This is a genomic window from Peribacillus sp. AS_2 (assembly GCF_026891895.1).
Classification (GTDB): domain Bacteria; phylum Bacillota; class Bacilli; order Bacillales; family DSM-1321; genus Peribacillus; species Peribacillus frigoritolerans.
The window spans coordinates 238,182-251,128 of sequence record NZ_JAPTGA010000005.1 but is presented as its reverse complement, the minus strand read 5'-3'; the positions used below and the strand labels follow the sequence as shown (position 1 = coordinate 251,128).

Annotated in this window: 14 protein-coding genes and 1 other RNA gene; 3 read left to right on the top strand and 12 right to left on the bottom strand. The window is 38.8% G+C overall.

The window, feature by feature from the left end:
* Positions 1 to 39: 39 nt before the first annotated feature.
* Both OTG27_RS11430 and OTG27_RS11425 read right to left on the bottom strand, forming a co-directional pair.
* On the bottom strand, positions 40 to 219 hold the full coding sequence (locus OTG27_RS11430; protein WP_034312075.1) for a hypothetical protein: 180 nt from the start codon (positions 217 to 219) through the stop codon (positions 40 to 42).
* Entirely contained in the window at positions 220 to 963 is a 744-nt protein-coding gene (locus OTG27_RS11425) for a type II toxin-antitoxin system SpoIISA family toxin (RefSeq protein ID WP_223255799.1), read from the bottom strand.
* Positions 964 to 1,223: 260 nt separating this feature from the next.
* On the opposite strand from OTG27_RS11425, the gene OTG27_RS11420 reads away from it, so the two are divergent.
* Positions 1,224 to 2,312: an MBL fold metallo-hydrolase gene (locus OTG27_RS11420; protein WP_307730059.1), complete on the top strand. Its 1,089-nt coding sequence runs from the start codon at positions 1,224 to 1,226 to the stop codon at positions 2,310 to 2,312.
* Between the two features lie 331 nt (positions 2,313 to 2,643).
* On the opposite strand, the gene OTG27_RS11415 is transcribed toward OTG27_RS11420, so the two are convergent.
* The 4 genes from OTG27_RS11415 to OTG27_RS11400 form a co-directional block, all read right to left on the bottom strand.
* A complete protein-coding gene (locus tag OTG27_RS11415; RefSeq protein ID WP_268936975.1) occupies positions 2,644 to 3,591 on the bottom strand; it encodes a DMT family transporter in 948 nt (315 codons plus the stop codon).
* A 180-nt stretch (positions 3,592 to 3,771) separates the two neighbouring features.
* Complete coding sequence (locus OTG27_RS11410) at positions 3,772 to 5,238, bottom strand: sodium:solute symporter family protein (RefSeq protein ID WP_268936974.1); 1,467 nt, start codon at positions 5,236 to 5,238, stop codon at positions 3,772 to 3,774.
* A gap of 17 nt (positions 5,239 to 5,255) precedes the next feature.
* Entirely contained in the window at positions 5,256 to 5,477 is a 222-nt protein-coding gene (locus OTG27_RS11405; RefSeq protein WP_096339586.1) for a DUF3311 domain-containing protein, read from the bottom strand.
* A 77-nt stretch (positions 5,478 to 5,554) separates the two neighbouring features.
* Positions 5,555 to 7,219: an amidohydrolase gene (locus OTG27_RS11400; protein WP_268936973.1), complete on the bottom strand. Its 1,665-nt coding sequence runs from the start codon at positions 7,217 to 7,219 to the stop codon at positions 5,555 to 5,557.
* A 489-nt stretch (positions 7,220 to 7,708) separates the two neighbouring features.
* Between OTG27_RS11400 and OTG27_RS11395 the strand changes: the two genes are divergently transcribed.
* Positions 7,709 to 8,035, top strand: a complete 327-nt coding sequence (locus tag OTG27_RS11395) for a YnfA family protein (protein WP_054395923.1) — start codon at positions 7,709 to 7,711, stop codon at positions 8,033 to 8,035.
* Positions 8,036 to 8,380: 345 nt separating this feature from the next.
* On the opposite strand, the gene OTG27_RS11390 is transcribed toward OTG27_RS11395, so the two are convergent.
* The 3 genes from OTG27_RS11390 to ssrS form a co-directional block, all read right to left on the bottom strand.
* Positions 8,381 to 8,569, bottom strand: coding sequence for a hypothetical protein (locus OTG27_RS11390; protein ID WP_268936972.1), 189 nt, complete (start codon positions 8,567 to 8,569; stop codon positions 8,381 to 8,383).
* 299 nt (positions 8,570 to 8,868) lie between these two features.
* Positions 8,869 to 10,236: an MFS transporter gene (locus tag OTG27_RS11385; protein WP_268936971.1), complete on the bottom strand. Its 1,368-nt coding sequence runs from the start codon at positions 10,234 to 10,236 to the stop codon at positions 8,869 to 8,871.
* Between the two features lie 324 nt (positions 10,237 to 10,560).
* Positions 10,561 to 10,748: non-coding RNA, 6S RNA (gene ssrS / locus OTG27_RS11380), on the bottom strand.
* 324 nt (positions 10,749 to 11,072) lie between these two features.
* On the opposite strand from ssrS, the gene tatA reads away from it, so the two are divergent.
* Positions 11,073 to 11,279, top strand: a complete 207-nt coding sequence (tatA, locus tag OTG27_RS11375) for a twin-arginine translocase TatA/TatE family subunit (RefSeq protein WP_034312109.1) — start codon at positions 11,073 to 11,075, stop codon at positions 11,277 to 11,279.
* Between the two features lie 325 nt (positions 11,280 to 11,604).
* Here tatA and OTG27_RS11370 read toward each other — a convergent pair whose 3' ends face one another.
* The 3 genes from OTG27_RS11370 to OTG27_RS11360 all read right to left on the bottom strand — a co-directional run bounded on the left by OTG27_RS11370 (position 11,605) and on the right by OTG27_RS11360 (position 12,901).
* Positions 11,605 to 12,315 (bottom strand): methyl-accepting chemotaxis protein, encoded by a 711-nt coding sequence (locus tag OTG27_RS11370; protein ID WP_268936970.1) that lies wholly within the window; start codon positions 12,313 to 12,315, stop codon positions 11,605 to 11,607.
* A gap of 77 nt (positions 12,316 to 12,392) precedes the next feature.
* Entirely contained in the window at positions 12,393 to 12,779 is a 387-nt protein-coding gene (locus OTG27_RS11365; RefSeq protein ID WP_268936969.1) for a protoglobin domain-containing protein, read from the bottom strand.
* Complete coding sequence (locus OTG27_RS11360; RefSeq protein ID WP_268936968.1) at positions 12,776 to 12,901, bottom strand: hypothetical protein; 126 nt, start codon at positions 12,899 to 12,901, stop codon at positions 12,776 to 12,778. The genes OTG27_RS11365 and OTG27_RS11360 overlap by 4 nt, the downstream gene beginning before the upstream one ends.
* Positions 12,902 to 12,947: the final 46 nt, after the last annotated feature.

The following is a 12,947-nucleotide window of genomic DNA, read 5'->3' as shown; positions in this document are numbered from 1 at the left end:
CCATTAAATATCATAAGGAAAGGAAAAACGCCTTCCTTTTCACAAAACACTTTTTAACCGGCTGAAGCGTGCAGCTTTTTCTTTTTGTTTCAGAATGATGCGTTCGTTCTGTTTCATCACTTTTTTAGTGTGGGGACTTAAACCTACATCGGGTATTTTAACCTGTGGTTTGATTACGGCAACTGAAACGTCGTTGCCGGCTTTATCATAAATGCTCATTTATCCTTCACCACCTGGTTTTTGTTTTATGACCATATCGAACATCATGATTAATAATGCTATCAATAAACAATCGACTTCTGAAACGAAGCTTTCTGATTTAACGTCAAGGATATAGGGTTCCATCAAAATACTAACAGGCTGCAGAGCCATTTTTTCTTCATCATTATAATACGTATCTTCTCTTTCCAATGTAGCACGAATGGTACTGCCATTCAAGTTCGGAACCCCATTTATCACCGACTGCTTGTCCTGTTCGGTTTTGAAAGGAAGGATTTTCACGTTCATCCCTTCCTTTGCTGCATATGCTTGAAGGAGAATGCTCAAATAAGCCAAGTATTCCTTATTCGTTTGATAATACTCAGGTATTCCTTCTTTCTTTAGGAGATGAAACATATTCTTGACCTTTTCCCTATTATCCGTTAATAGTTTATCACTTTCCGCAACGGCTTTTGTTGCATAGGATAGCTCGTTATCGCCAATCTTCGATATATACATGCTCAAGAACACAAACATATCAATCAGGATGAATACGATAGCCATGATCAAGAAATTTTCCCACTCATTAAAAATGCTCATCGGATAGAAATTCCAATAAATCAGTGCTCCCAGTATAAAAATGATATACCAGGTTTTTCGAATCGCTTCAATCCTTTTACTAACCTTCTCTTTATATTTCCAAGAAAGAATGACATAGGCTAATAATGCAATAAATACTACCCATACAAAGACTCTGAAAAACATTAACAATCGATTTATCCCCCTACCATTCAGCTGCTACATTCCTTATCCCGTCCTCTATATTATTCATTATATATACCTCTATTCCCTGCCTGAGACGGGTGAAACTTAAACATTTACCACAAGAAAAAACACTCCACCCAATGTGATTTTACAGATATCTTTATCATTTATATTGTGGGACATCATAGTAAATAACCGTATAAATTCTATGATATGATATGTATTAATAAAAGCTATGATTACTATTGGAGGAAGCTATCATGATGAAAATTATTAAGATCCTCATTTCTACTTTTATACTTTTGTTACTTTTCCTTAACCTCTATCCTCCGCTTGGAAGACGGACAAACAAAGAAAAGGTAAAAAGTTTCACTACTAAAGAGAATTTTGCCAAAGGGAAATTCCAAAATCAGATTCCTGCCAGTCAAGCGATGAGTCTTAAGCATACTGGTTCCATTTTACGTGATTTCATAAAACCTAATCCAAAGAGGAGGCCCGACAGTCCCATTGTAATTGGTACAAAAGAACCCTCCGTTTCTAAGAATTCCAATAAAATCACCTGGTTTGGTCATTCTGCTTTCATGTTGGAGTTAGATGGGAAAACCATTTTAGTGGATCCCATGTTTGGCAAAGCACCCACTCCCTTTCCATGGTTCGGGAACAAGCGCTTTAGCGGGGAGCTGCCTTTTGATATCGATATGCTTCCTCCTATCGATGCCGTCCTGCTTTCACATGATCACTACGATCATTTGGATTATTTCTCGATAAAGAAATTAAAAGATAAGGTCAACCAGTTCATTGTCCCACTCGGTGTCGGTGGACATCTAGAAAGATGGGGCGTTAAACAAGAACTGATTCAGGAACATAATTGGTGGGATGAAGCTTCATTCAAGGACTTGCAATTTATTTGTACACCTGCAAGGCATTTTTCTGGTAGAAGTTTAGGCGATGGCAATACGACACTTTGGTGTTCTTGGATAATTAAAGGAAAACAAGAAAAGGTATATTTCAGCGGCGATAGTGGTTATGGCAGCCATTTTAAAGAAATCGGCGAAAAATACGGTCCATTTGATTTAACTTTAATGGAATGCGGCCAATATGATGAACGTTGGTCAACCATCCATATGATTCCTGAAGAAACTGTTCAAGCACACATCGATGTACAAGGAAAACGGATGATCCCCATTCATTGGGCAGGTTTCACATTGTCTTTTCATGACTGGACAGATCCGATAGAACGGGTAACAAAAGCGGCCAATGACCTGGGTGTCCAGGTCTGCACACCTCAAATAGGCGAACCGGTAGTGCTTGGTTCAACGGATTTCCCTCAAACAAGATGGTGGAAATGAAAAAAGGGGTTCGGAAAACGTATCATTCATCAAATGATGTTCCCGAACCAAATGACCCAAAGCAATACCTTCCCCCCTCAGGTCTGGTTTCTATCTAAATGTTATATCTAAGTTGATTGGAGCGGGTGTACGAGACTCCTGCGTGAAAAGCGAGTCTAGGGGAGACCCCGCAGGCCAAGGAGGCTCCCTGACCGCCCTCGGAAAGCGAGTGCCCTACGTTCCAATCAACGTCCAAATTTATACAAGCCAAAAAAACTGTAGACAAACTCGATTTTCATCGAGTTTGTCTACAGTCGAAAGGTCCATCCATATTGGGATGGACCTTTTTCATTTACAATTTCCCTTCATTATATTCAAGATTCACTTTTATTGAATGCTCTTTCTTCACTCCAAAATAATTGGTGCCTATTACGCCTAAAATGATTAGTATCGAACCCAATATATCATAGATCGTAAGCTTTTCATTTAGAATGAGAGCTCCTGCCGCAATCGTGACAACAGTGGAAAGATTGGCAAACACACTCATTTGCGAAGCTTTTATTTTTGATAAAATCGTATTGGATAATAATGAAGTGACCAATGAAGCCAATATTCCCAAATACAAAATGGAACTGATGAATTCCATGCTCGACCATGGTGTAAAGAATTCCGCCATCGTACCTTGTTTTAAATGGGTAACGAGTGCAGCTGCATTAAAAATGACAAAGCCTGTTCCCATCATGAAAAAGGACATTTCACCTGGTGTATGGTTCCTGGCAAGTGAACGGGTCATCGTTGTATAACAAGCAGTTGCAATACAGGATAGCAGGATCAATACCATCCCAAGCATGTCAGAAAAATTGATGCTGCTCCCTTTCATCACAAAAATAAAAATGACCCCAACTACCGACAAGACAATCGAAAGTTTTTGATATAAAGATGTTTTCTCCTTAAGGAAGTATCCAGCTATCATCAATGTTAGAATTGGAGTGACGGCTGACAGAATTCCAGCATCGGTTGATTGCGAATACTTAAGTCCGAAAGTTTGAAAGGCAAAGAAAAGAGTTGGGAATAATAGGGAAAGCGGTACAAGATTTTTAATCGACTCCCAAGAATAGTTCACCTTAATGACTTTTACGGCGACCAGGAATAAAATGATGGCGAAAGAAATCGTGAACCGGAACGCCAAAGTATCAAGCGGATTCGATTCAGCAATCGCCATTTTCGTGAATAAAAAAGATAGGCCGACAATACTTGAATGAAATAGCGCTAACATGTATGCAAATGATCGGGATTTCATGGCTGCAACTCCTCAACTAGATTACTATATTCCTATTTAGGTATAGTACCCTTTGCATCTGTATTGCAACCAAAGTTAGAGGTAAAAAAACTGGTCTTTTTCTGGATATTTAACGAATTTAAGCCTATTACAATAATGTATGGTTGAATTAAACCTGAATGCATCTTATCGTAAGAAATATTAATCGACAATGACAGAGTTTTTTGGATAGGTTTCTTCTACTTCAATACTATTGAAGGCGATTGGTTCTTCAAAAGCGGTCTGTGCTTTCTGTTTTCTTTTCAAATACATACTGATGGCGTAAGCAACTGTGAAGTTTATCAATAAAGCAATTAAGCCTATATTAATATTCAAGAAATTAATCTGAGCTAGATGCATTCCTATGGCGAACAGATCCCCTGCAATGAGGCCCGCTGCAATACCTGCAGGTCTTATGGAGCGGAAAAAGTAAATCGATAATAATCCAGGCAGGAATTGACCAAAACCATAATAGGCTGTGTTGATCAAGTTCAGCATCAAGCTTGGCGCCAGCAATGTTAACCCCATCGAACACAACAGATAGAGAAGAACAATAATTTGGACCCATTTTCTTTGAGATTTTTCAGGAACATTACTTAATAAATTCCTGGAAACTAAACCTCCAACCGCCAAACTAGTTACGGCAAGTACTAAAATACCCGAGAGAGCTGCCCCAGCAGCCACTAAACCAACTGCCCAAGGAGGAAGGATGCTTGTCACTGTCGCCATGAAGGCTTGGTTTGGATTGTCTAAATCAGGGATTGAAACAAGAGCAAAATATGAAGCTAATATGAGAAAGGGATACATCAACATGTACAAGGGCATAAATCTTTGCGTTCGCTTAATCGTACCTTCCGACTTACTAGTGAATACGACAGCAACGATGATCGGCATGCAATAGAAAGCTAATGCTTGAAAAAATATAGTGGTCATGCTGAAAACGACATCTTCAGATTTATCTATCGTAACCATCGCTCCATGTTGCTTAGCCAAATTGAATAGGTTTGACACTCCGTTAATTTCTTTTATAACCACTAACCCGGTGATTATGATCGCTAGAAGCATGATTATATCTTTAAGGATAGAAATGAGTGCTGGAGCTTTCACACCTGAAATCGATATATAAATAAAGGCTAAACACCCTGAAACAATGACTGACAGTGTCGGCGATAAATTAAACCCCAAGGCGTTAAGCGCAACGACGAGTCCCTCAAATTGCAGCTGTCCCCAAGGAATCATGAAGAGCAATGCGGAAATTGCCACTACCAGTTCCAATCCTCTATGGGAATAATGCCCTTTGAAAATATCCGGAAGTGTCATTGCCCCGTATTTTTTCCCGGCTCTCCACATTAAAGGGCCCATATAATATCCAATGGGGTAAGCAAGAAGGATATAACCTAGAAACCAAATGCCATATCCCGGACCTTTGGCGTATATTCCTCCTGGAAATCCAATCATTGTCCCTATACTATAAATTTCACCTACTGCGAGGAAGAATAGTAATATTCCACCGAATGATCGGCCCCCGACTAAATATTCCTCAACACCAATTTTCCCTTTACCACCCCGACTGTTCAATGCTATTCCAATTGATAAGAGTATAATAGATCCAAACACAATCGCCGCCATTATCCATTCCTCCTCATCTACCCCATCTTTTCATTTTTATATTGATGACGATCATAAATATGCCAAGATATACAAAGACAAAGACTAGTCAAGGGAAACCATAAAAACACCCAAAAATAAAGGATAGGTATTCCCATTACACTGAAATCAAGTTTCGCAATAAAAGGGATGATACCAACAATGGCTATAAATGGAATGATCACACCTATGAATATACTAGCTAATTTTCGGCGGGACATAATTCTCCACCTTTCCTTTTATAAGGTTATTAATGATGCGTTCCTATCGCATAATTCGCCAAGTTTAACAACTTTTCTCAAGATATTAAACTCCATTCCTTCTGGTATACAACATGACCATCCACTATAGTGGCAAGAACTGGAATATCCTTAATTTCCAATGGGTCGACCTTTATTGGATCTTCTGAAAGAATCACGAAGTCCGCTCTCTTTCCGATTTCGATACTTCCGGTATTCTTTTCGTCAAAATTAAGTTCCGCCCCCCATATCGTCATTGAGCGCAGCGCACTCTCAACGCCTATCCTTTGTTCAGGCCCTAATACTTCCCCTCCCTTCGTAATGCGATTAACTGCAGCCCAAACTGAAAATAACGGTGAGATGGGTGTTACTGGACAATCGGAATGCACAGTAAATAGCAAGTTATTAAGAAGGGCGTCTCTTAAGGGGTTTATACTGTTGGCTCTTTCAGGCCCAAGAAACAGTTTTTTATGCCTGTCCCCCCAATAATAAACATGATTAATGAAAAATGAACCTGCTACGCCAAGCTTTTTCATTCGTTCTAAATCGGATTTAGTCACGGTTTGCAAATGTTCTATTCGGTGGCGGTGATCGACGCGTGGATTTTTTTTCAGTGCAAATTCATAGGCATCTAATATGGAGCCAATGGCCCTATCCCCGTTTCCATGCGTTGTTATGCGAAACCCCCTTTTGTTTAAATCAAGAATTTCTTCATTAAATTCATTTTGTTCGTGTAATAAGTCTCCGGAAACACCAGGATTACAATGGTATGGCTGCCGCAATGCCGCTGTTAATCCTTGAATTGACCCATCTTGAAACAACTTAGCACTATCAAGACGAGCACGACCGCAGGACTTTTCAATAATTTCCAGATTAAGTTCATTAGCAGTATATTTTCCTAATTCATTTCCTTCCCGCAGGAGATTGTGCATGACCATTAAGCGCATTCTCAATGGATTTTTTCTTTCCGCGATTGCTTTAAGATGGGCTTCCGGTTCAACTATGCCCATATTCAACCCTACACCGGCGTCAGTATTTGTAGTGATCCCTGTTTCTAAGTAATCCTTCGAGCCTTCGCTTAATAATGAAACCAATAAATCCAAAGACGGTGCCGGAATCTTCTTTTCAACCATGTTCATGGCAGGCAGCTCATATAAAATACCATTCAGTTGCCCTGAACCATCCCGGCCTAGATGTCCACCAGGAGGGTCCAAAACAGTTTCATCCATTCCTGCCATTTTAAGAGCTGCAGAATTAACCACTCCGAAGTGTGCGGATACATGCCTGATGAAAACGGGATGATCAGGAACAACTGCATCCAATTCAGCACGGGTTGGGTGCCTTTTTTCTTTTAAAAGAGTATCATCATACCCAAAACCCAAAATCCAATTCTCTTTTTCAGTTTGTTTAGCCATGGAAAGAAGGCGGGCTTGTATATCTTCAATGGTTTGGTTAAGGGGCGAGCTGCAGTTTGCTTGTTTTCGAAACTGGGAGTACATCAATAAATGGTTGTGGGTGTCGATAAAGCCCGGAAGCAATGTTGCGCCTTTTAAATCGATAACTTGTGTCCGGCTGTTATATTCAATGGACGCGCGAGGTGGTTCCGCTTCAGTCCAGATTCCGATGATGATTCCATTACTTACTGCTACAGAACCTCCAATGCGACTTTTTTCATCTAATGTCAAAACGTTTGCGTTCATTATCAAGAGATCCACCTGAACCATAAAAAAGCCTCCTTTAATGAGAGTTATCCAAAAATTAAAATAGTGATTAATAAGTACTAACGTTTCTACACTATTAACATATTTACACGCAAAATTTTCTCTGGTCTCTTTCGAACAATAGTTTATTAACGCCATCGGAAATCAGTTGTATGTTTTACAATCCTCTTTACGTAATGACACTTCCGCTATTTATTTACCTCCTTCTATTAGATTGAAGTTGTTTTTATTGCCTTTACACCAACTCATCACAACGTCAGTACCACTTAATAGTGAATGATACACACAGTGTTTTAAAAAGTCAATAAGAAGTCAGAATATTCAGCAATATAATTCAACCTCATCATACTCATACTAAAACGAAATTAAATGAAGAATCATATTCATGCTTTAAAGGTGATGCCCAGTTAATTTACTAACAACACTGTAAAGTATGATCATTTATCGTTTCATCTATGATAAAATTTCAACGAGGAAGCGAGGTATACATATATGTTGGTTACTATTGTAATTTTCGTTATGGCTGGTCTGGCGGAAATTGGCGGCGGTTACCTTATTTGGCTTTGGTTAAGAGAAGGTAAATCCATTTTTCTAGGTTTAGCCGGAGGTTTCGGGTTGGTGTTATACGGCATCATTGCAACATTTCAAACGTTCCCTACCTTTGGCCGTGTATATGCTGCATATGGCGGGGTTTTCATTGTTCTTTCTGTTTTATGGGGGTGGGGCATCGATAAGAAAACCCCTGATTTATATGATTGGATTGGAGCTGTAATCTGTTTGATCGGTGTTTCAGTCATTATATGGGGCCCTAGACAGTAAAAGAATTAAAGGGCATAAGACCCTTTAATCTATCTTGTCTATAATTCAAGCAATTATAAAACCACTTGTGGCCAGAAATCACTTTCCCCTTATTGACAAGTTTGCTTACACTCGATACATGAAATTTTTCCCTCCGAATACCATGGTCAAATTATTAAACTAAGGATTGCCCAATTCTTGATGCGCTTAAAAAAGCCCTCTTATCAAAAGAGGGCTCAGTTTGTATGTTCCAATCAACGTTCAAATTGTACAAGCCATAAAAAAACTGTAGCCAAATCGATTTTCATCGAGTTTGACTACAGCCTGAGCCCACTTAGAAATAGAGGGCTTTTACCTAATATAGTTTTAAGCTTCCAAGGCATCTTTACGCTTTCTTTTCCTTGATTCTGTTATTAAATCATAACCAAGATAAAGGATGATGGCTCCGCCTAACAATTTAACATATAACGGAATGTCTGCTATAAAGAAATAAATCATAGAGAATAAAGTCCCTATAATGCATAACCAAAAAATTACATGTTTTAAAATTTTCAAAGTATTGACTCCTCACAAAAGATGAGATTAATTTCTAGTTCGCTCCACTTCAAGGGAGAATTAATTATCCGTACCATCATTCTAACATTTATTCTTTAAAGTAATAGTGACTCATATTGCGAAATTATGAACATTTAAGCAACTTTTCTCAAAAGTAGGTCACGCCAAACAATTTCTGGAAAACCTTTACGTTATTTCTTGTCAATTTTCCATTTCATTTTTGGCAAAAAAGACTAAAAAAACAAATAGGCATGAAATGACAGCATGGGTATCCAAGCACTGCATTTCATACCTATAGTTCACAAGACGTTCATTTTATTGGCTTCTACGCCCATTTCTTCAGTTGGTTCCGAGTGATCATGTTTATAATAAGCCATTTTCACTGGAACGAATGATAAGGCAACTGCAGCAATGAGACCCGGAATGGCGAAGGCGATGAAATTCAATTGGATGGGCAGCGAGATGGATAATAAAAATCCGCCGAGTATGGGCCCGAGCATGCCGCCGATCCTTCCGATACCAGATGCCACCCCTAGTGCAGTCGATCTAATATTCGGCGGATAGTACTGGGAAACATATGCTTGTACAAGGTTTTGGGCACCAATGGTACAGGCTCCAGCAATCGCTACCAATGTGTAAATCACAAATGAGCTTCCGCCCATTCCCAATAGCGTCAAACTTACAGCACCAAGCGCATACATCGGCACAAGCATTTTCTTGGAACCATAACGATCACAAAGTTTAGCGATGATTAGCGTGCCTACGATAGCGCCGCCTTGAAGGACGATCAAGAAACCTAAGCTTGAATTCAACGCATACCCTGCCTCGATCATTAGCTTTGGAAGCCATGTATTCAAGCCATATACCATCAATAAGCACATGAAAAAGGCGATCCAGAACATCAATGTGCTAAGAGTACGGGAATCCTTAAACAATCCAACAATCGGCATATTGGCTTCTGTTTTTTTCACTTCCACAAGTTCGTCCTTGATGTCGAATTCACTTTCCGGACTTACCTTGGATAATATTCTGATCAGTTCTTCCTTTTTGTTGACTCTGATCAGATGGGTCGAAGCCTCTGGTAATCGTTTCATCATGAAGGGTAAAAACAACAATGGTATTCCGGCAAACCAGAATATTGATTCCCAACCCAGTGTCGGCATAACCAGGATGCCCAGTATCGGCGCAAGCATCCCTCCGAATGAGTAACCGCACAAAACGATTGAAACGACCATGCTCCGCATCGTTTTCGGTGCATAATCCGTCAATAAGGCAATGACGTTCGGCATGATGCCCCCAAGCCCTAACCCCGCCAGGAATCGGAAAGTCGAAAACATCGTAGGCGTATCCGCAAATCCACATAAAAGCGTAAATAAACTAAATAAAATAAGTGTAATCGCGATTACGTTTTTCCTGCCAATCCGATCTGCTAATGTACCAAAGAAGATGGCCCCGAACAACATTCCAAATAGACCGTAGCTGCCCATCGCCCCAGCTTCCACGGAAGTAAGGTTCCATTCCTCTGTCAATAACGGGACGACTGTTCCGTAAACGACAAGGTCATAACCGTCAAAAAGGATAATGATAAAACACCATGCCAGCAATCCTAAATGAAAGCGGTTAAATTTACTGTTGCCAATTACCTCGGTCGTATTAATTTTAGCCATAAAATCTTTCTCCTCTCTAGGTGACTGCAATAATTCCATCCAAATGATAGCGCTTACGTAATCATTCAAAAAATATTCGACTCACATATATTATACAAATAGTGAACCGAGTTATCTAATTGTTATTATAAATGCTAATTATCTGATATTTCAATAAAAACTTTCACATATTATTCATAATTCTTGAAGCCTTCACATAACCCGTTACTAACATGGTATTCGCAATTTCTGGATATCATCTTTTTTTATACGGATCTTCAACGTTCCAAACCATAAAACAACAAAAAACCAGTCCCTTATCGGACTGGTTTCTAATTATTAAAGTAGTAAGCCGCCATTGCCGTATTCAAGTAAGAAAGTTTTAAACCACCACTCCTCAAAGTGGGTGTTTGCAGAAGCAATCCTGTTGTCCAAGTCAGTGACGAGGCATAACATTCCTGTTTCAATATAAAACTCCCTATTACAGCTTAAAGGTTAAAACTTAATTATCATTACGAACAACGCAGCTTGTATAGTTATAATACCGAAATATCTTCAAACTTGCAAGTTTAATCATTCCCATTCAACAAAAAAATTTCATGCCCAAAACGTCAAATGGTACTTTGCTTACACTATCCGTCCCCCACTTTCATTGATATCATTTTAGGGAATATTATACTTGGGTAAGTAAATATTTTAAGATAGAATGTGCAAGATAAAATGGAGACGGAATTGAAAGCGTTTGTCTTCCAAAGATCATCGGATGTTCAACACTATAATATATTCTAAATACCATTTGCAAATACATGGAAGGAGTCTATAATATTAACTAATAGATTTGATTGGAGTGACTGATTATGCTATCAAACATTGGTTTTCCCGGTTTAATTTTAATCCTTCTTTTAGCTTTAATTGTTTTTGGACCGAACAAGCTGCCTCAAATCGGACGGGCAGTCGGCACCTCACTTAGGGAATTTAAAGATGCAACCAAGGGAATAACAGAAGAAATACAAGAGGAATTCAAAGATGACGTACAAGCTGCAAAAAAAGAAACGATAAAATGAAAAAGACGCCTGCACGCAGCAGGCGTCTTTGATGCGTTTGTGGCGCAGAACCGTCAGGCCACATCCCGACGTTTAGCTAAAAGCTTGTTCTTCGACTTACACAAATTAGCTCATCGCTTTATTAATATAACATTAAACTTATATTTTATCAAGTGATTTAATGAGCAGCCTGTTAACGGCATCCATTGGGAAGTAATTTAAATCCCTATTTAAAGTTTATTCATATTCTATAGACCGCTTTGGGGGTTTTTAGATATATTCTATCGAGTTGTTTATTAAAATATAAATGAGTCATAGAGCTGTTCTGCAAAACCGTTCAACTTCATTACAAGTTCATTGTCAATTGAGTCAATTGATCCGAGGAAACGGCCACTTGATTGAACGCTTCATTAATTTCATCGAATATTTCATTCAGCTCTGTCATTTCCTTGGTGATCTTAATATTCTGCTCTTTCACAGAAAGCATGGCCTTTGCTATATCAGTAAAAAATATGCCCGTTTCTTTTCCTTGTTTCGTGCCTTTAGTAATTTCCCCGCTAACCATGGAAATTGACGTGTTCATGACATTGGTAAAATGAGCGATTCCATTAACCAATTTCACTACTTCAGATACCGAGTCCTTGGTATTTTCCGATAGCTTCCTTACCTCACCAGCGACAACCGCAAATCCTTTACCATTTTCACCAGCTCTTGCCGCTTCGATCGCTGCGTTCAACGCCAACAAATTCGTTTGCTCGGCAATTGAAGTGATGATCGTGACAATTCGTTCAATTTCCTTTGAAGTATTGGAAAGCTGCTCCATATCTTTTGAAATGATCGTCATTTGCTCCTGCGTTTTCACCAATCTTTTCTCTAATCCTTGCAACAGTTCGACTCCGTCATTTGACTTTCCCTCTGCATGTATGGCAATCTCGGATCCCTTTTGGGTAAAATCATGAATTTCCCCTACCTTATTTGCCATTAATTGAGTTGCTGAACTGGTCTCTTGACTGATTGCTGCCAATTCCTCTGCATTATGATTGACCTGTAGTTTCATCGTCTCTTTTTCTGCTAAGTCTTTTTGGCGAATCTTCTCATTTTCAAGTTCATATGCCTCTAAAACTATTTGCTGCTCTAAATTAAAAATTTAATGACAGCCAGAATATTATCTTGATATTGCTCAATATTTTTTATGTTGGAAATCACATGAATAATCAATGATTGCAATAAATCCTGAAATGCACTCATATACCATTTTGGCTGAAGTCCAATTCGCACATGTACTTGTGCGATAATATAACGCTGTTTAATATACGCATCATCAATGGTTCCGCTAAACATTTCGAACATATGACGATGCAGTGTCTTTTTCAACCTATCAACAGAACCATTGTCCTTAATGATTTTCATTAAAGAGGGTTCATTTTCTAGATTTTTATAAAAATTCCCTACAATTTGTGTCAAATGTTCCTTCACTTGTTCCTGTAAAGAACGAATTATACATAAATCCTCGATGCTCAAATGAACATGTCCACTTGCTTCAATACGCTCGGATATTCCCTGATATTGATACCGACGTGTTCTTTATATTGCATATAGTCTATAGAATCTACCTTTTGTTTAATTCTCCAAATTCTTTTCATGATTAAATTGCCCCCCATTTTTTAACCCATATATACTATTTCGACA